This window comes from Streptomyces sp. NPDC050528 (genome assembly GCF_044457795.1).
GTDB lineage: Bacteria > Actinomycetota > Actinomycetes > Streptomycetales > Streptomycetaceae > Streptomyces.
On sequence record NZ_JBITHH010000008.1, the window covers coordinates 310,151 to 328,593 of the forward strand.

Consider the following 18,443-nt stretch of genomic DNA (forward strand, 5'->3'; position numbering starts at 1 on the left):
ATCGGAGGATCCCCGCATGCGCCTGCTCCTCATACGCCACGGCCAGACAACGGCCAACGTGGCCTACCTCCTCGACACGGCCGTCCCCGGCGCGGAGCTGACCGACCTGGGCCGCCGCCAGGCCGCCGCCCTCCCGGAGGCCCTCGCCGACGAGGACATCGAGGCCGTCTACGCCTCCACCCTGACCCGCACCCAGCACACCGCGGCCCCGCTGGCCGCCGCCCGCGGCCTCGACGTACGCGTCCGCGACGGCATCCGCGAACTCACCGCCGGCGACCTGGAGATGCTGCCCGGCGACACCGAGCCCGGCCACGAGTACATGCGGATCGTGTTCGCGTGGGCCGCAGGCGACACGGAGCTGCGGATGCCGGGCGGCGAGAGCGGCGCCGAGGCCCTCGCCCGCTACGACGGCGTGATCGCGGAGGCCGCCGACAGCGGTGCCCGCACCGTGGCCATGGTCAGCCACGGTGCCGCGATCCGGATGTGGACGTCCGCCCGCGCCGACAACGTCGACGTGGACTTCGCCGCCGCCCGCCCCCTCGACAACACCGGCATCGTGATCCTGGACGGCTCCCCGGCCGACGGCTGGAAGGCCCTGTCCTGGGCGGGCGCGCTGGTGGAGGCCGCCGGACCGGACACGGAAGGCGGCCCGGCCGGACAGCCGCTGGACGCGGACCAGCGGCCCGACGGGGCACAATAAGGGTTTGCCCGGCCGCGAGGCCGCCCCACAGAATGCGTGGTCATGGGACATCTGGAAGCCGCACACCTCGAGTACTACCTCCCCGACGGGAGGCCGCTCCTCGGCGATGTGTCCTTCCGGGTCGGCGAAGGCGCCGTGGTCGCCCTGGTCGGGCCCAACGGCGCCGGCAAGACGACCCTCCTGCGGCTGATCTCCGGCGAGCTGAAACCGCACGGCGGCACGGTCACCGTGAGCGGCGGCCTCGGCGTGATGCGCCAGTTCGTGGGCTCCGTACGCGACGAGAGCACCGTACGGGACCTGCTCGTGTCGGTCGCCCCGCCGCGCATCCGCGAGGTCGCGGCCGAGGTCGACAAGGCCGAGCACGGCATCATGACCGTCGACGACGAGGCGGCCCAACTCGCCTACGCGCAGGCCCTGTCCGACTGGGCCGAGGTGCACGGCTACGAGTTCGAGACGCTGTGGGACATGTGCACCATGGCCGCGCTCGGAGTGCCGTACGACAAGGCGCAGTTCCGGCAGGTGAGCACGCTCTCCGGTGGTGAGCAGAAGCGGCTCGTGCTGGAGGCGCTGCTGCGCGGCAGCGAAGAGGTGCTGCTGCTCGACGAGCCGGACAACTACCTTGACGTGCCCGGAAAGCGGTGGCTCGAAGAGCGGCTCAAGGAGACCCGCAAGACGGTCCTGTTCGTCTCCCACGACCGTGAACTCCTCGCCCGCGCAGCCGAGAAGATCGTCTCCGTGGAGCCCTCGCCCACCGGCGCCGACGCCTGGGTGCACGGCGCCGGCTTCGCCACCTACCACGAGGCCCGGCGCGAACGCTTCGCCCGCTTCGAGGAGTTGCGCCGCCGCTGGGACGAGAAGCACGCCCAGCTGAAGAAGCTCGTCCTGAACCTCCGTCAGGCGGCCTCCATCAGCCACGAGTTGGCGTCCCGCTACGCCGCCGCCCAGACCCGCCTGCGCAAGTTCGAGGAGGCGGGACCGCCCCCCGAGCCGCCGCGCGAGCAGGACATCACCATGCGCATCAAGGGCGGCCGCACCGGCGTAAGGGCCGTCACCTGCAAGGGACTTGAACTCACCGGCCTGATGAAACCCTTCGACCTGGAGGTCTTCTACGGCGAACGCGTCGCCGTCCTCGGCTCCAACGGCTCGGGCAAGTCGCACTTCCTGCGGCTCCTCGCCGGCGAGGACGTGAAGCACACGGGGGAGTGGAAGCTCGGCGCGCGCGTCGTGCCCGGCCACTTCGCGCAGACCCACGCCCACCCCGAACTCCAGGGCCGCACCCTCCTCGACATCCTGTGGAAGGAACACGCGCAGGCCCAGGGCCCCGCGATGTCCAGGCTGCGGCGCTACGAGCTGACCGGCCAGGCCGAGCAGAGCTTCGACCGGCTCTCCGGCGGGCAGCAGGCGCGTTTCCAGATCCTGCTGCTGGAACTCCAGGGCGTGACCGCGCTGCTGCTCGACGAGCCGACCGACAACCTCGACCTGGAGTCCGCGGAAGCCCTTCAGGAAGGTCTGGAGGCGTTCGACGGGACGGTGCTGTCCGTCACGCACGACCGCTGGTTCGCCCGGTCCTTCGACCGGTATCTGGTCTTCGGCAGCGACGGCAAGGTCCGTGAGACGACCGAGCCGGTGTGGGACGAGCGGCGGGTGGAGCGGGCGCGATAGGTCCGGTCGGCGCGGAGGAGTTCCGTCCAGTGCGGAGGCCGCGGGGCCTGAATGTTCGTACAGTGGACTCAGGACCGTGAGACTCGACGAGCGGGGCACACCATGACCGGAGTCGACCCTGCGCGCCTGGACGATTCCCAGCTCATGAAGGAGCTGGAGACCATCCACCGCACGCGCCACGACACCCTGCTGTACGGCTCGAACGACGCGCTGCGCGCCCACAACGACCGTATGGCCGGACTGGAGGGCGAGTATCTGCGCCGCCATCCGCGTCGCCTCGTGGCCCCCGGCCGTACGCGGCAGGGGGCGCGCGAGCGGGACTGAGCGGTGGGTGTTCGTGCCTTGAGATGGTGTGTGTTTGTGCCTTGAGGTCGGGGGCAGGCGAACTTTCAGCGCTGGATCGCAAACGCGTTCCCACCGACGGTGACCGTCCAACCCGGAGCATGCTCAAGGGAGTTGTGACGCACCATGTCTACTGGCACGAGCTCGAAACGCCATGCACACCATGACGCCCCCGACACCGCCGAGGCGTTCCGCACGCTGGCCGCGCTGCCTCCCGGTCCGCAGCACGACACCGTCCGGGCACGCATCGTCGAGGCGTGGCTGCCCATGGCCGATCGGCTTGCGGGGCGGTTCCGTAATCGGGGCGAGAGCGCTGAGGACTTACGTCAGGTCGCTGCCCTCGGGCTGGTGAAGGCCGTGGATCGGTACGACCCCGAGCGTGGTAACGCGTTCGAGAGTTATGCCGTGCCGACGATCACCGGGGAGATCAAGCGGCATTTCCGGGATCACATGTGGACGTTGCATGTGCCTCGGCGTGTGCAGGATCTGCGGAACCGGGTGCGGGTCGCTGGGCAGGAGCTTGCCCAGACTGTGCCGGGGCGGCGGCCTAGCGTGGCGGAGATCGCCGTGCACGCGTGTCTCTCGGAGGAGGAGGTGCGGGTGGGGGTTGAGGCGTTGGAGAGTTTCAGTGCGTTGTCGCTGGACGCGGTTGCCCCCGGCGGTTCGGTGGGGTATTCGCTGAGCGATGTTCTGGGGGCTGCTGATCCGGCGTTGGATGTCGTCGTTGATCGGGAGGCCGTGAAGCCTCGGCTTGCCGCGTTGCCTGAACGGGATCGGGAGATTTTGTATCTGCGGTTCTTTGGGGGCATGACGCAGAGTCGGATTGCTGAGCGGTTCGGGATTTCGCAGATGCATGTGAGTCGGTTGATCAGTCGGTGTTGTCGGCGGATCCGGGAGCAGGTTCTGGAGGGTGCGGCTTAGCTGTCGGGTGCGGGTCCGATGTGGCTGGTCGCGCCCACGCGGCGGAGCCGCAAATTGATACAGCCCCGCGCCCCTGAAGGGGCGCCCCCGCTGGCCTGAAGGGGCGCCCCCGTTGGCCTGAATTTCACTCGCTCGGGCGCTCTCCGCACCCCAATGGGGCTCGGCCGCGCGCGGTGATGACAGGACCGGGCTTCGATGGTGTTGCCGTCGTCCTCGGTCTAAGGAGACCCGCTCATGCGTCGCATCGCCGTTGCTCTGTCCGTCGTCGCTCTTGTCGGCGCCGGTGGGCCCGCGCTGGCCGCTGATCCGGGGGCCGAGGTCAGTCCGAGCAGTGTGCGGGCGGGTGGGAGCGTCACCGTTTCCGTCACCTGCGAGGCCGTCGGGGGGACAGTGGCCGAGACCATCGACGCGACGTCCCAGGGGTTCGACGACGGAACCGTTCAGCTTCAGCGGGTGCCCGGCAACGACGAGCGGGGTGCCGGTGCCGCTTACCGGGGGACCGCGCGGATCGCCGCGGACGGGGGCGAGCGGGACGCCGCGTGGACCGTCGACGGGACGTGTCCGGCGCCGCCCGGGGGACAGGGGCGGCCCTGGAGCGCGACCTTCAGCATCGAGCGCGGGGGCGGAGGCGGGGGCGGGCAGCCGCCTTGTCAGGAGCCTCGGGGAGATGCCTGTGGTGGTGTGCGGGGTGATGCGCCCGCCGCGATTCAGCGCGGGGTGCAGGCTGGGGAGGGCGGTACCTTCACCGACTCCGTTCCGGCCCTGGTCGCCGGTGGTGTCCTGATCGCCGCTGCCCTCGGTGGTGCCGTGTACCGGCTGCGCAGGCGGACGCCGGGACGCTGAGCGCGCGAGCGGGACAGGGCACGGTACTGCACGAGGGACTGCGCGGAGGCACCATGCGGCAGGCGGACGCGGTAGGGCAGGGGCCCGTCCGGTATGGGCCGGTGTTTCCCGATGACGGGCTCCCCGTGCTGCCGGAACTGGCCGCCGTACTCGCCGCCGCCGCGTCCCGCACCGAGGAGCAGCCGGTGGGCGGAGCTCCCGCGCTGCTTGATGCCGCTTGCGGTTACTTCGAACGCCGGGGGTTGCCCGCCGACCCCGCCCGCGTGGCCGCCGCCCCGGGTGCCCCCGCGCTGCTGGTCGCGCTGACCGCAGCGCTCGGCGGTGACGTACTCGTCCCCAGACCCTGCGCCGCCTGGTGGGCGCCGTACGCGCGGCTGTTGGGCAGACCCGTGTTCCATGTGGGCACCCCGGCCGAGTGCGGCGGGGTGCCCGATCCGTACGCCCTGCTGGAGACCGTGCGCCGGGTCCGGGACGAGGGCGGTGACCCGAGGCTGCTCGTCGTTTCGGTGGCCGACGATCCGACCGCGACCGTGGCGCCGCCCGAGGTCATGCACGAGACCGTCGAGGCCGCCGCTGCCGAGGGTCTGCACCTGGTCAGCGACGAGACCTGGCGCGACACCCTGCACCAACCGCGCGGCACCATGCTGCTCAGCCCCGCCGAGATGCTGCCCGACAAGGTCACCGTCGTGACCGACCTGGCCGGCGCGCTCCTCCCGTCCGGCTGGCCGGCCGCCGTCGCCCGCTTCCCCGCCGGCCGCGCCGGACAGGCCCTACGCGCGCGTGTGCTCGACGTCCTCACCGCACTCGGCGCCCGCGTCGCCGCCCCGGTCGCCGCCGCGGCCGGCCACGCCCTCGGCGAACCCCCGCCCGTCCTCGCCCGCCGCGACACCGCCGTACGCCTGCACGCGCGCGTGGCCGCCGCCGCGCACGCCGCCGTCACCGGGGCGGGCGCGTTCTCCCGGCCGCCGCAGGCGGGGCGTCATCTCTACGTCGATCTCGGGCCGTTGCGCCACGCGCTCACCCCGCAGGGGGTGGGCGACGCGCAGGACCTGGAGGAGTTCCTCACCGCCCGGCTCGGCATGCCCGCGCCGGGCGGCCACCGGTTCGGCGACGACCTGGGCGCGCTGCGGGTCCGGCTGTCCACCGGACCGCTGCTGGGCCGAACCGACACCGAACGCGCGGAATGTCTCACGTCACCCTTGCCGTTGGAACTGCCACACGTGCAACGCGCGTTGATGTCCTTGAGGTCGATCTTCGACGATCTCCGCGACGACGCTCAGCGATGGGAGCCTCCTCGATGACGCAGCAGTCCGAGTCGACCACCGACAGCGGTACGGCCATGCGCGAAGCGGCCGCCCCGACGACCCCGTTCACGCCCTCGTCCCCGCCCCTCGCCGACCCCCGCCCGCTCGGCGAACGCCGCGTATGGCCCCGCGCCTTCCACGACCGCCTCACCGCCCCGCTCCCCGGCCTCAACGCCTACGCCCGCTTCGCCCGCGAGGGTTCCGTACGCCCCCGCCCCGAGGGCCTCGCCGACATCCCCCAACTCCCCTTCGCCCCCGAGCCGTTGCCTCAAGTCGACGCCCTGACCGTCGCCGTCACCTGGGCGGGCCATGCCAGTTGGGTGGTCCAGATCGGCGGCCTGACGATCCTCACCGACCCGGTCTGGTCCCGCCGCATCCTCGGCACCCCGGCCCGGATCACCCCCGTAGGCGTCGCCTGGGAAGCCCTCCCACCGATCGACGCCGTCGTCATCAGCCACAACCACTACGACCACCTCGACGCCCCCACCCTGCGCCGACTCCCGCGCCACACCCCGGTGTTCGCCCCGGCCGGCCTCGGCAACTGGTTCAGACGCCGCAGATTCACCCACGTCACCGAACTGGACTGGTGGGAAGCGGCCCAACTCGACGGCGTACGCCTCGACTTCGTCCCCGCCCACCACTGGTCCAAGCGCACCCTCACCGACACCTGCCGCTCCCTGTGGGGCGGTTGGGTCCTGACAGCCCCCGACGGCCAACGCGTCTACTTCGCCGGCGACACGGGTTACGGCCACTGGTTCTCCCGAATCGGCCACCGCTACCCGGGAATCGACCTGGCCCTCCTCCCCATCGGCGCCTACGACCCCCGCTGGTGGCTGAGCGACGTCCACTGCGATCCCGAGGAGGCGGTTCGGGCGGTGCAGGACCTGGGGGCGCGGCGGATGGCTCCGATGCACTGGGGCACCTTCGTCCTGTCGGCGGAGCCGGTCCTGGAACCCCTGACGAGGGTGCGGGCGGCTTGGGAGCAGGCGGGCCTGGCGAGGCAGGACCTGTGGGACCTACCGGTGGGAGCTTCAAGAGTCCTGGACGAGATGCCTTAGGGGCGCGGGGAACCGCGCGCCCAGCCACACACGACCCGCACCCCGCAACGAAACATCAACTGGCAGCCCGAACCCGCCGCCACAAACCAGGCGCCACACTGATCACCACAGTCAGCACAACCGCCGCGACCACCCCTTCCCACGGCTCAGGAAACAACGAACCCCCAAGGATGCCGATCAACTGATACGTCAACGCCCAAGCCAGACACGCAGGCGCATTCCCCCGAGCGAACCGACGGATCGGCCACTCGGCCATCAGGCACGCCAACATCACCGGAATCCGCCCCGCCGGCACCAGCCGAGACAGCACCAACACCGCCACGCCGTGATCCGCAAGCTTCGCCTGTGCCTGCTCCAACCGATCCTCCGGAGCCCGCGAACGAATCGCCTCCAACCACCGCGACCCGTTCTTGGACCCCATCCCCCGCCGCCCCAACCAGTACAGCGCGACGTCCCCGAGAAACGCGGCCAGCGAAGCCGTGACAAAGACCAGGGCCAACGCGAACGGCGCCGTCTGATGAAACGCGACCACGGCCGCCGAACTCACCAACGCCCCCGTCGGAATCACCGGAACCAGCGCCCCGAACAGCACCAGCAGGAACAACGACGGGTAACCGATGGCCTGTTGAGCGGATTCGGGCGACGTCGTGGCCGTAGCGGCCGCGATCCAGCTCACCGTGCGACCTCCGGACGCACACTCTCCCCGTGCCCGAGCCGATGCACCGAAACCGACGGCGCGAGTTGGGCCGCGATCCGTACGAACTCGTCGCCCGGCGTGTGGAATTCGTGCGGGCGCACCGCGTCCATCCCGATCGGCCAGTACGTGCCGTAGTGCACCGGCACCGCACTGCGCGGCGAGAGCCGGGCGAGGGCCTGCGCCGCGCGTCCCGCGTCGAGATGCCCCTCGCCCAGATACGGCCCCCAGCCGCCCACCGGCAGCAGCGCCACGTCGACCGGCCCGACCTCCTTGGCCATGTCGTCGAACAGCCCGGTGTCCCCGGCGAAGTAGGTCCGCGCCTCGCCCTCCACGACGTAACCCAGTGCGGGGGACCGGTGCGGACCGACCGGCAGCCGGCGGCCGTCGTGCCGTGCGGGGACGGCCCGTACGACCAGGTCACCGACCATCGTCTGGTCGCCGGGGGCCACCTCGTCGATGCGCAGCTGCCGGAGCCGGCGCAGTCCGGGCACCGCGCGGAGTGCGCCCCGGGGCACGAGCAGGCGCGTACCCGGGGCGAGGGCGGCCAGCGAGGGAAGGTGCAGGTGGTCGGCGTGGAGGTGGGAGACGAGCGCCAGGTCCGCGCGCCGGGCCTCGACCGGTGGCACCGCGCCCCGACGGCGCCGTAGGTGCGCGAGGCGGCGCGCGAACAGGGGGTCGGTGAGGACGCGCGTGTCCGAGTCCTCGATCGTGCAGGTGGCGTGACCCCACCAGGTGATCTCCACCGGCACCTTCTTTGCCTCCTTCGCGCGACTCCCCCGAAGCCTACGGGCAGGAGTAGGGTCGGCGGCGAAACCCGGAGGTGAGGGGGACGCCATGGGACAGGTACGCGGTGCCTTGGGTATGCCCTCGCGGCTTCGGGTCACGGCGATCGCCAGCCTGACGCCGCTGGAGGAGCTGGACGACGACCCCTTCCTGGTCGACTCCCGCAGCCAGCACGCGATGTGCGCCCGCTGGGCCGCCGACCACGGCTATGTGATCGCCCGCGAGCTGCTGGTGCGCGGGCTGCGCCCCGATCACTGCGCGCTCTGGGACGGTGTCCGGCCCGGCCTCGATCTGTTCGTCGCCCCCAGCCGCCGGGTTCTGGAGAGCGCGCTGTCCTCCGTCGAGGAGTTCACCGACGAGTGCGCGCGACGCGGGGTCCGCATCGAGACGGTCGGCCGCGCGGAACCCTCCTACGACGCCCAGATGAAGGCCAGCGTGCACCGACGGCTGTCCATGCCGACGGCGGGCTACGACGGCCGTTAGCCCTTCTTCCGGTTCCGGGGTCCCCGCGTCCCGTATGACAGGCTGGGCCCAGGCCCGCCAGGTCGTCGGGCCAGGGACGTGAGGTGTACGGGGCGTGGGTGGAGCGCGTTGGCGGCGGCTCGCCAGTCAGGTCGGGCGCAGTGTCGCGGTGTGGGCGGTCTCCACGGTCACCATGCTGGTGCTCGCCGGGATCCTGCCGGACTTCAAGCTCCAGTCGGCGGACGGTGACAGCGCGACCCGGATCGGGGTCACGGCCGCGTTCGGCGCCGGTGCCTTCGGTCTGCTGTCGGCGCTCGTCTGGCCGTTGCTGGTACGGCTGTTGCTGCTGGTGCCCGCGCTCGTCCTCGGTCTTCTCGTGTTCGTGCTCAACGGGTCCCTGCTGCTGATCGCCCTGCGCATCAACCCGGACGGCGGGCTGCGCGGCCAGGTCGCGCCCGAGACCGCCGTCGTCGTGGCCGCCGTCATGTCCGCCGTCGCCTCCGCCACCGGCGGTGCCCTCGCCGTGCGCGACGACGACGCCTACCGCCGCCGCCTCTACCGCCTCGCCGACCGCCGCCGCAGAGCCCTGCCACCCGGCCCGTCCTCGCCGGGCACCGTCTTCCTCCAGCTCGACGGCGTCGGCCACGACGTCCTGCTCGGCGCGGTGGCCAAGGGCCTGATGCCGACCGTCGCGAAGCTCCTCGGCGGCGACCGCCCCAGCCACCGCCTCACCCCCTGGCGCACCGACTGGTCCAGCCAGACCGGCGCCAGCCAGCTCGGCATCCTGCACGGCTCCAACCACGACATCCCCGCGTTCCGCTGGTACGAGAAGGACACCGGCGAGGTGATGGTCTGCAACCGCCCGACCAGCGCGGCCGAACTCCAGCGCCGGGCCGTCGAGTTCACCGGCGACGGCGGTCTCCTCACGCTCGACGGCGCCAGCCGGGGCAACCTGTTCAGCGGCGGCGCCGACGAACAGGCCCTCGTGCTGTCCATCGCCATCCGCCGCCGCGGCCGCGAAAACCGTTCCCGCGCGGGCTACTTCGCCTACTTCTCCGACCCCGCCAACGCCGTCCGCACCGCGATGTCCTTCGTCGCCGAGGTCGGCCGCGAGATCGGCCAGTCGACCCGCTCCCGCCTCACCAAGCAGCGCCCCCGGATCAAACGCGGCGGCCTCTACCCCTTCGTCCGCGCCTTCGCGACGGTCGTCGAACGGGACGTCGTCGTCGCCGCCGTCATGGGCGACATGCTCGCCGGCCGCACCGCCGTCTACGCCGACCTCGTGGCCTACGACGAGGTCGCGCACCACTCCGGTCCGCGCAGCCGCGACGCCGCCAAGGTGCTCCAACGCCTCGACCGTTCCCTCGCGTTGATCGAGAACGTCGCCGAGCACGCCCCGCGCCCGTACCGCATCGTCGTCCTCTCCGACCACGGCCAGAGCCCCGGCGAGACCTTCCAGGGCCGCTACGGCCTCACCCTCGGCGACCTGGTCCGCGCGGGCTGCGGGCTGCCCGTACCGCGCCGGGCCCGCCGCACCCACAGCGGCGCCGAAGCCCGTACGGCCGTCCGCGCGGCACTGCGCAGGCCGGTCGAGGAGAAGGACGGGCAGCACCGCCACCCCGGCCGCCACTCGGAGCCGATCGTGCTCGCCTCCGGCAACCTCGGCCTGGTCTCCTTCCCCGACGTGCCGCACCGCATGACCAAGGAGGAGATCGACGCCCGGCACCCGGCGCTGCTGACGACCCTCGCCAACCATCCCGGCGTCGGCTTCGTCCTGGTCCGCAGCGAGGAGCACGGAGGGGTCGTGCTGGGGGCACACGGCGCCGAACTCCCGGTGGCCGAACTCGACGACAAACAGGCCCCGTTGGCGGACTTCGGCCCCGGCGTCGCCGACGCCGTCCGGCGCACCCACTCCTTCCCGCACACCGCCGACATCATGGTCAACTCCTGGTACGACCCCGTCGAGGGCGAAGTCCTCGCCTTCGAGGAGCAGATCGGCTCCCACGGCGGCCTCGGCGGCTCCCAGGCCAAGCCGTTCCTGCTCTCGCCGCACACCTTCTCCGCACCGGTCGAGGACGGCGAGGACCTCGTCGGCGCCGAGCACATCCACCGGGTTCTGCGGCGGTGGCTGCGCGAGTGCAACGGGCCCCAAGTCCCGCTGACGGCCGAGCCGGAGGAACACGCCGCCTGAAAATCGGCTGCGCCGGATGCGCCGCCTGGCCACCCTGTGCGTACGGCGCGAACACCCCTGTCCGATACCGCGGAACGCTTGCCTGCCGTTCATCCCGCGTGGGCCGGTCTTCCGGGTGCGCCGAAGCGGAATGTGATCGGATGGCATCGAACGACATCCGCTTCGAAAGGAATCACCGTGGCAACCACGCGCACCGCACACACCGTCTGGGAAGGCGAACTCATCAAAGGCAGCGGCGAGGTCACCTTCGACTCGTCAGGCATCGGCGTGCAGCCGGTGACGTGGGCGTCGCGCGCCGAGCAGGCCAACGGCAAGACCAGCCCCGAGGAACTGATCGCCGCCGCCCACTCCAGCTGCTTCTCCATGGCGCTGTCCCACGGTCTGACGGGCGCGGGCACCCCGCCCACCCGCCTGGAGACCAAGGCCGACGTCACCTTCCAGCCCGGCGAGGGCATCACCGGCATCCACCTCACCGTCCGCGGCGAGGTCCCCGGCCTGGACGAGGCCGGCTTCGCCGCCGCCGCCGAGGACGCCAAGAAGAACTGCCCGGTCAGCCAGGCCCTCGCGGGTACGACGATCACGCTGACGGTGGAATCCGCCTGACCCCCGCTTTCTCTCCCCCCTCGATGCCGCGCCCGGAAAAACGGGTGCGGCATTGACATTCCCGCACTCAAGTTCTCAGCTGGAGATCGGGCAGCGCCTGGCGGAAGGGGACGGCGATGGGACGTGCGGTCGGGATCGATCTGGGGACCACGAACTCGGTGGTCGCGGTGCTGGAGGGCGGCGAGGCCACGGTGGTGGCCAACGCCGAGGGGGCGAGGACCACACCCTCGGTCGTGGCCTTCGCCAAGAACGGCGAGGTCCTCGTCGGCGAGGTCGCCAAACGGCAGGCCGTGACGAACATCGAGCGCACCGCGCGCTCGGTCAAACGGCATATGGGCGACACGAGTTGGCGCTTCCCGGACACGGGCGCCATCGACGGAACGCGGTACCGCGCCCAGGAGTTGTCCGCGCGTGTGCTGCAGAAACTGAAGCGGGACGCCGAGGCGTATCTCGGCGAGGACGTCACGGACGCCGTGATCACGGTCCCCGCCTACTTCGACGACTCACAGCGCCAGGCCACCAAGGAGGCCGGCGAGATCGCGGGCCTCAAGGTCCTGCGGATCATCAACGAACCGACCGCCGCCGCGCTCGCCTACGGCCTGGACCGGGGCGAGGAACAGACCGTGCTGGTCTTCGACCTCGGCGGCGGCACCTTCGACGTGTCGCTGCTGGAGATCGGCGACGGCGTCATCGAGGTGAAGGCGACCAACGGCGACACCCATCTCGGCGGCGACGACTGGGACCAGCGGGTCGTCGACCACCTCGTGAAGAAGTTCCAGGGGCAGTACGGCATCGACCTCGGCAAGGACAAGATGGCGCTCCAACGCCTGCGCGAGGGCGCGGAGAAGGCGAAGATCGAGCTGTCCTCGTCCTCCGAGACGACGATCAACCTGCCCTACATCACCGCCTCCGCCGACGGCCCGCTGCACCTCGACGAGAAGCTGACCCGCGCCGGGTTCCAGGAACTCACCGCCGACCTCCTCGACCGCTGCAAGACCCCCTTCCACCAGGCGGTCAAGGACGCCGGCATCAAGCTCGCCGCCGTCGACCACGTCATCCTCGTCGGCGGTTCGACGCGCATGCCCGCCGTCACCGACCTCGTCAAGGAACTCACCGGCAAGGACCCGCACAAGGGCGTCAACCCCGACGAGGTGGTGGCCGTCGGCGCCGCCCTCCAGGCCGGGGTCATCCGCGGTGACGTGAAGGACGTCCTGCTGCTCGATGTCACCCCGCTGTCCCTGGGCATCGAGACCAAGGGCGGCATCATGACGAAGCTCATCGAACGCAACACGACCATCCCGACCCGGCGTTCGGAGATCTTCACCACCGCCACCGACAACCAGCCCTCGGTCGGCATCCAGGTCTACCAGGGTGAGCGTGAAATCGCCGCGTACAACAAGAAGTTGGGCGTCTTCGACCTCACGGGGCTGCCGCCGGCGCCGCGTGGGGTGCCGCAGATCGAGGTCGCGTTCGACATCGACGCGAACGGGATCATGCATGTGTCGGCGAAGGATCTGGCCACCGGCCGCGAACAGAAGATGACCGTCACCGGGGGCTCCGCCCTGGGCAAGGACGACATCGACCGGATGATGCGGGAGGCCGAGCAGTACGCGGACGAGGACCGCAGGCGGCGGGAGGCGGCCGAGACGCGGAATCAGGCCGAGCAACTCGTGTACCAGACCGAGAAGTTCATCCATGAGAACGAGGAGCGCGTTCCGGGTGACATCAGGGGTGAGGTCGAGGCGGCGGCGTCGGAGGTGAAGGCTCTGCTGGAACGTGGGGCGGATACGGCCGAGTTGCGTACCGGTGTGGAGAAACTCGCCACCGTCAGTCAGCGGATGGGGCAGGCGATGTATGCGCAGGCTGGGCAGCAGGCGCCCACGGAGCAGGCGGAGAACACCGAGGAGACCGACTCCGGGCGGCAGCACGAGGAGGAGGAAGGTGTCGTCGACGCGGAGATCGTCGACGACGAACGGGACGCGAAAGGTGGCGCCGCCTAACCCCCGGTGGGCAGGGTCGCGCAGACCGCGTCCAGGACGGAGGCGTACGGGGTGCCGAAGTCGGCCAGGTGGGAGCGGAGTCGGGCCAGGGCGGCGCGGTGTTCGGCGAGCAGGTCGAGGTTGCCGGTGCGGGACGTGAACTCCAGGACCGCGGGGAGGAAGTCGGGCAGCTCCTCGTCGGTGAACTCCAGGCCGTGGGCGCGGTAGAGATCCTTGAAGCGGGCCGGGGGCATACCGCGCCGCCGGGTGTCGCCGTCGTACCACCGGCTCAGGTGCAGGTTGTGCCGGTTCCCGGAGTCGAAGACCTGGACGTAGTGCGCGGCCAGTTCCGCCGCCGGGGTGAGGGCCGCGTGGTCGGTGAACTCCCGCAGCTGCGGGGCGGCTTCGCGCAGCAGGGGCAGCCGGGCGCGGAAGTCGTCGTCGGGGTAGGTCAGGCAGAGCGCGGCCGCCTGGTACAGCACAGCGTCCGAGGGCATCGGGCATCCTTCGCGTCGTGGGTCTCTCCCGGCTCGACGGACGGAGTTCGCGCGTCCCCCACCCGCGCTCCCTTGCTCGCCCGTGGTGTCGAACCTAGGGCGGGGCAGGGGAGCGCACCCGTTCACAGCAGCCGTACGGGTCAGGGCGTACGGGTCGTACGGGTCGGGGTGCAGGGGCCGTACGGGTCAGGCCTTGCGGGCGACCGCGCCGTACAGGGGGACGATGCCCTCCGCCTGGGCGGCCACGTCCTCCGGGTCCGGCCGCCAGCCGTAGACCGAGATGACGCCGGGGCCGAGCAGTTCCAGGCCGTCGAAGAAGCGCGAGAACTCGGCCAGGGTGCGCGGATAGAACGGGGTGCCGCTGTGCCGGAAGTGGTCGGCCGCCTTCGCGATGGCCTCGGGGTTGAGGTCGGGGGTGACCTGCGACATCACCAGGTAGCTGCCCGGGACGAGGACATCGACGTACCGCTTGATCAGGCCGTACACGTCGTCGCCGTCGGGTGCCTCGCCCAGGTAGTGGGTGAGCGCGACCAGCGACAGCGCGACCGGCCGGGTGAAGTCCAGGGTCTCGCCGGCCAGCCGCAGGATCGTGTCCGGGTCGCGGACGTCGGCGTGCACGTACTCCGTGCTGCCCTCCGCCGAGCCGTGCAGCAGCGCCTCCGCGTGCCGCAGCACGATCGGGTCGTTGTCCGCGTACACGACCTTGGCGTCCGGGGCGACGCTCTGCGCCACCTGGTGGAGGTTCGGCTCGGTCGGGATGCCGGTGCCGATGTCCAGGAACTGGCGTATCCCGGCCTCGGCGACGGTCCGCGTCGCCCGGTGCATGAACCGGCGGTTGGCCCGCGCCCCGCGCACCGCGGTGGCGTCGACCGCCAGGATCCGGCGGGCCAGTTCCTCGTCCACCGGGTAGTTGTCCTTGCCGCCGAGCCACCAGTCGTACACCCGCGCCGGATGCGGCCGGCTGGTGTCGATACGGGTGGGCGCGGCTTCGGATCCGGTCATGCGGTGTCGTCTCCTCGGAAGTTCGCGTCTGTGTGCCGGGGTGTGCTGCGTGCCGGGCCGTGCTCAGAAGGTCTCGCGGTAGTCCCGCAGGATCTTCTTGGTGCGCTGTGCGGACGCGGCGTGCGCCGTCATGTGGTCGAGGACCTCCAGATGCGCGGAGACCTCCGTACGGGAGTCCAGGTACAGGGCACCGGTCAGGTACTCGGTGAACACCATGTCGGGCAGCTCCGGTTCGGTGAAACGGAACAGCGAGAAGGGAGCGTACGTCCCGGGGTGCGGACCGTTCTCGAACTCCGCGACCTGGAGCGTGACCCGGTCGCGCTCGCCGAACTCCAGGAGTTTGTCGAGCTGTTCGCGCATGACCTCACCGCGGATGCTCACCGGCCGGCGCAGCACGGTCTCGTCCATGATGACCCACAGGTGCGGCGGATTGTCCCGTTCCAACAGCCCCTGCCGCGCCATCCGCAGCGACACGTGCCGCTCGATGGTCTCCGGCCCGGTCTGCCCGATCGTCCCGGCCTCCAGCACGGCCCGCGCGTACTCCTCGGTCTGCAACAGGCCCGGCACGAAGTGCGGTTCGTAGGAACGGATCAGCCCGGCGGCGCCCTCCAGGCTCACGTACAGGCTGAACCACTCCGGCAGCACGTCGTGGAACCGCTGCCACCAACCCGGCTGGTTCGCCTCCTCGGTGAGCGCGACGAACGCGTCCGTCTCCTCCTCGGGCACGCCGTACGTCGTCAACAGCACCTGGACGTACGGCACTTTGAGCGCGACCTCGGCCATCTCCATCCGCCGTACGGTCGCCGGGGCCACCCGCAGGACCTGCGCGGCCTCCTCGCGCTTGATGCCGGCCGCCTCACGCAGCTCCTGCAGCCTTCTGCCCAGCACCACTTGGCCCACCGTGGGCGCGGGCCGCCGTTCACTCACAGCCACGCCTCCCCATACGTGCCGAAGTCTGGGGGCAGTGTGCCATGTTCCGGCCACCGTCTCAGCGATTCGGAGGTGATCATCCGTCAGTCCCCCAAGGAGTGCAGGTACTTGGCGGTCGCCGGATCGGCCGGCAGGAACGTCTCGATCGCCAGCTCCGAGACCGTCACGTCCATGGGTGTGTTGAACGTGGAGATCGAGGAGACGAAGGACAGCACCCGGCCGTCGTGCTCGATCCGCATCGGCAGCGCGAAGTACGGGACGGGCGGGGCGGGTTCGTCTCCGCCGGCCGCCGTCACAGGCGCCGGATACGCCTTGACCTCCTCGTACAGCGCCCGCAGCGGCTCGGAGCGGTGCAGCGCGATCTGCCGCTCCATCTGCGCGAGGAGATGCCCGCGCCACTCGCCCAGATTCCGGATCCGCGGTGCCATGCCCTCGGGGTGGAGCGTCAACCGCATGGCGTTGAGCGGGAGTTGGAGGAGCGATTCCGGTACGCCGTCCAGGAGCATGGTGATGCCCCGGTTCGCCGCGACGACGGTGTACGTCGCGTCGACCACCAGCGCGGGATACGGCTCGTAGCCCTGAATCAGCCGCTCCAGACCCTCGCGCAACGCGTCCAACGCCGGGTCGTCCAGCGGGGTTTCCGAATAGCGCGGGGCGTAACCGGCCGCCAGGAGAAGGGAGTTGCGCTCCCGCACCGGCACGTCCAGGTGCTCGGCGAGGCGCAGCACCATCTCCTCGCTCGGCCGGGACCGTCCCGTCTCGACGAAGCTGATGTGCCGCGCCGAGGAGTCGGCCCGCAACGCCAGCTCCAGCTGACTGACCCGCCGCCGCTCCCGCCAGGCACGCAGCAACGGGCCGACACCCTTGCCGGCCGGGGTGGCCGCGGCGATGTCAGTGCCGGTCGGGACAATGGTCATACACACGACCGTAGTCGAAGGAGCGCGCACGTGAACGAGTCGAGGATCCCGTCCGGGCAGGCCGCCGGGAACTCCCTGGGGGAGGCCACGGCGATGTACCGGGCCAGAGTCCGCGGCTGCCTCCTCGGCGGAGCGATCGGCGACGCCCTCGGCTACCCGATCGAGTTCGACTCCCTCGACCGCATCCGCGCGACCCACGGACAGGGCGGGGTGACGGGATACGCGCCCGGCGCGCACGGCGCCGTAGGCCTGATCAGCGACGACACCCAGATGACCCTGTTCACCGTCGAGGCGCTCATCACGGCCCACGCGCGCGAACGGCGGAAGGGGATCGGTGGCGCCTGGTCCATGCTCCTGCGCGAGGCGTACGAGCGCTGGCTGGAGACCCAGACGAAGCCCGCACCGGGCGACGGCGCCACGTCCGGCCTGATCGCCGAGCGCTGGCTCTACGACCGCCGTGCCCCCGGCAACGCCTGCCTGTCCGGGGTCGCCCAGATGTACGCGCCCGACCCCTGGCTCCCGCTCGACGGCAAGCCCGGCCGCGTCAACCCCGACTCCAAGGGCTGCGGCACGGTGATGCGCTCGGCCCCCTTCGGCCTGGCCAACACCGCCGACGGTGCCTTCGCGATGGCGGCCCGCGGCGCCCAGATCACCCACGGCCACCCCACCGGCTACTACGCGGCGGGCGCCCTCGCCGCGATCGTCGCGCACCTGGTCGGCGGGGAATCCCTGGAGGGTTCGGTCCTGCGCGCGCTACGACTCCTGGAGCGCCACCCCGGCCACGAGGAGACCTCGGCCGCCCTCCGTGAGGCCCTCGACCTGGCCGCCGACGGCGAGCCCACCGCCGAGAAGGTCGAATCCCTCGGCGCGGGCTGGGTCGCCGAGCAGGCCCTCGCGATCGGCGTCTACAGCGCGCTCGCCGCGAGCGATGTGCGGGCCGCGCTGCTCCTCGCCGTCAACCACTCCGGCGACAGCGACTCCACCGGCTCCATCTGCGGCAACCTCCTCGGCGCCCGCTACGGCGACCACGGCCTGCCGCACGACTGGGTCCAGCAGGTCGAGGGCCGCGCCACGATCGCCGCCCTCGCGGACGACCTCGCGGCGGAATGCGTACCGGGCTGACCGCCGGGCACCCGTCTGACCAGGGGCGCGACCACCCGTCCGTGACGCACGGCCTGTGGCACGCTGAAGAGAAAACCGACCTTGAGGAAGGGGCGAGGCCATGCCCGTCGCACCGCTGTCGCAGAGGGAGATCGAGGACCGCCTCGCGGAACTCCCGGGCTGGTCCGTGGACACCGACCGCCTCGCCCGCACCTACCGCCTCGCCTCGCACTTCGCGGCCACCGCGATGGTCGTCCACATCGCCCAGGTCCAGGAGGAACTCGACCACCACTCCGACCTGACCCTCGGCTACAACACCGTCTCCCTCACCGTGAACACCCACAGCGTCGGCGGCGCGATCACCGAGCTGGACTTCCAACTGGCGCGCAGGGTCGAGGACTTGGCCCCGGGACACGGCGCGAGCTGACCGGGACGAAGAGGAGCGCCGGGG

The 18,443-nt window shown here is 71.3% G+C and carries 19 protein-coding genes; 13 read left to right on the forward strand and 6 right to left on the reverse strand.

Annotated features, from left to right (window positions below; translation table 11 throughout):
- The first annotated feature begins 16 nt into the window (after positions 1-16).
- The 7 genes from ACIBK4_RS28045 to ACIBK4_RS28075 all read left to right on the forward strand — a co-directional run bounded on the left by ACIBK4_RS28045 (position 17) and on the right by ACIBK4_RS28075 (position 6,830).
- Positions 17-700, forward strand: a complete 684-nt coding sequence (locus ACIBK4_RS28045; protein WP_398998772.1) for a histidine phosphatase family protein — start codon at positions 17-19, stop codon at positions 698-700.
- A 42-nt stretch (positions 701-742) separates the two neighbouring features.
- Positions 743-2,362 carry an ABC-F family ATP-binding cassette domain-containing protein gene (locus ACIBK4_RS28050; RefSeq protein ID WP_033279344.1) on the forward strand — a complete coding sequence of 540 codons (1,620 nt, stop codon included), beginning with the start codon at positions 743-745 and terminating at the stop codon, positions 2,360-2,362.
- A 51-nt stretch (positions 2,363-2,413) separates the two neighbouring features.
- On the forward strand, positions 2,414-2,686 hold the full coding sequence (locus ACIBK4_RS28055) for a DUF6158 family protein (protein ID WP_398998774.1): 273 nt from the start codon (positions 2,414-2,416) through the stop codon (positions 2,684-2,686).
- A gap of 144 nt (positions 2,687-2,830) precedes the next feature.
- Positions 2,831-3,625, forward strand: coding sequence for an RNA polymerase sigma factor SigF (locus ACIBK4_RS28060; protein ID WP_398998776.1), 795 nt, complete (start codon positions 2,831-2,833; stop codon positions 3,623-3,625).
- A gap of 234 nt (positions 3,626-3,859) precedes the next feature.
- Positions 3,860-4,468, forward strand: a complete 609-nt coding sequence (locus ACIBK4_RS28065; protein ID WP_398998778.1) for a hypothetical protein — start codon at positions 3,860-3,862, stop codon at positions 4,466-4,468.
- Positions 4,469-4,521: 53 nt separating this feature from the next.
- A complete protein-coding gene (locus tag ACIBK4_RS28070) occupies positions 4,522-5,769 on the forward strand; it encodes an aminotransferase class I/II-fold pyridoxal phosphate-dependent enzyme (protein ID WP_398998780.1) in 1,248 nt (415 codons plus the stop codon).
- Positions 5,766-6,830 (forward strand): MBL fold metallo-hydrolase, encoded by a 1,065-nt coding sequence (locus ACIBK4_RS28075; RefSeq protein WP_398998782.1) that lies wholly within the window; start codon positions 5,766-5,768, stop codon positions 6,828-6,830. The genes ACIBK4_RS28070 and ACIBK4_RS28075 overlap by 4 nt, the downstream gene beginning before the upstream one ends.
- Positions 6,831-6,885: 55 nt before the next feature.
- Here the strand turns inward: ACIBK4_RS28075 and ACIBK4_RS28080 are convergent, their stop codons facing one another.
- Entirely contained in the window at positions 6,886-7,506 is a 621-nt protein-coding gene (locus ACIBK4_RS28080) for a DedA family protein (protein ID WP_398998784.1), read from the reverse strand.
- Entirely contained in the window at positions 7,503-8,276 is a 774-nt protein-coding gene (locus tag ACIBK4_RS28085) for an MBL fold metallo-hydrolase (protein ID WP_398998786.1), read from the reverse strand. The genes ACIBK4_RS28080 and ACIBK4_RS28085 overlap by 4 nt, the downstream gene beginning before the upstream one ends.
- Positions 8,277-8,361: 85 nt before the next feature.
- Here ACIBK4_RS28085 and ACIBK4_RS28090 point away from each other — a divergent pair, with 85 nt between their 5' ends.
- From ACIBK4_RS28090 to dnaK, 4 genes are all read left to right on the forward strand, one after another.
- Positions 8,362-8,793, forward strand: coding sequence for a hypothetical protein (locus ACIBK4_RS28090; RefSeq protein ID WP_366429779.1), 432 nt, complete (start codon positions 8,362-8,364; stop codon positions 8,791-8,793).
- 94 nt (positions 8,794-8,887) lie between these two features.
- The gene (locus tag ACIBK4_RS28095) at positions 8,888-10,963 is read left to right on the forward strand and encodes a phage holin family protein (protein ID WP_398998788.1); all 2,076 of its coding nucleotides are present in this window, start codon (positions 8,888-8,890) and stop codon (positions 10,961-10,963) included.
- A 177-nt stretch (positions 10,964-11,140) separates the two neighbouring features.
- Positions 11,141-11,566 (forward strand): OsmC family peroxiredoxin, encoded by a 426-nt coding sequence (locus ACIBK4_RS28100; protein WP_318019803.1) that lies wholly within the window; start codon positions 11,141-11,143, stop codon positions 11,564-11,566.
- Between the two features lie 116 nt (positions 11,567-11,682).
- Positions 11,683-13,566 carry a molecular chaperone DnaK gene (gene dnaK / locus ACIBK4_RS28105; RefSeq protein WP_398998790.1) on the forward strand — a complete coding sequence of 628 codons (1,884 nt, stop codon included), beginning with the start codon at positions 11,683-11,685 and terminating at the stop codon, positions 13,564-13,566.
- On the opposite strand, the gene narJ is transcribed toward dnaK, so the two are convergent.
- The 4 genes from narJ to ACIBK4_RS28125 form a co-directional block, all read right to left on the reverse strand.
- On the reverse strand, positions 13,563-14,042 hold the full coding sequence (gene narJ / locus ACIBK4_RS28110) for a nitrate reductase molybdenum cofactor assembly chaperone (protein ID WP_398998792.1): 480 nt from the start codon (positions 14,040-14,042) through the stop codon (positions 13,563-13,565). The two genes, dnaK and narJ, sit on opposite strands and share 4 nt — an antisense overlap.
- A 186-nt stretch (positions 14,043-14,228) precedes the next feature.
- Entirely contained in the window at positions 14,229-15,044 is an 816-nt protein-coding gene (locus ACIBK4_RS28115) for an SAM-dependent methyltransferase (RefSeq protein WP_398998794.1), read from the reverse strand.
- 63 nt (positions 15,045-15,107) lie between these two features.
- Complete coding sequence (locus ACIBK4_RS28120; RefSeq protein ID WP_398998796.1) at positions 15,108-15,971, reverse strand: helix-turn-helix domain-containing protein; 864 nt, start codon at positions 15,969-15,971, stop codon at positions 15,108-15,110.
- Between the two features lie 86 nt (positions 15,972-16,057).
- The gene (locus ACIBK4_RS28125) at positions 16,058-16,891 is read right to left on the reverse strand and encodes a helix-turn-helix domain-containing protein (RefSeq protein ID WP_398998798.1); all 834 of its coding nucleotides are present in this window, start codon (positions 16,889-16,891) and stop codon (positions 16,058-16,060) included.
- Positions 16,892-16,984: 93 nt separating this feature from the next.
- Here ACIBK4_RS28125 and ACIBK4_RS28130 point away from each other — a divergent pair, with 93 nt between their 5' ends.
- Positions 16,985-18,013, forward strand: a complete 1,029-nt coding sequence (locus ACIBK4_RS28130; protein ID WP_398999219.1) for an ADP-ribosylglycohydrolase family protein — start codon at positions 16,985-16,987, stop codon at positions 18,011-18,013.
- A 100-nt stretch (positions 18,014-18,113) separates the two neighbouring features.
- Positions 18,114-18,419 carry a 4a-hydroxytetrahydrobiopterin dehydratase gene (locus ACIBK4_RS28135; protein WP_398998800.1) on the forward strand — a complete coding sequence of 102 codons (306 nt, stop codon included), beginning with the start codon at positions 18,114-18,116 and terminating at the stop codon, positions 18,417-18,419.
- The last annotated feature ends 24 nt before the right edge of the window (positions 18,420-18,443 follow it).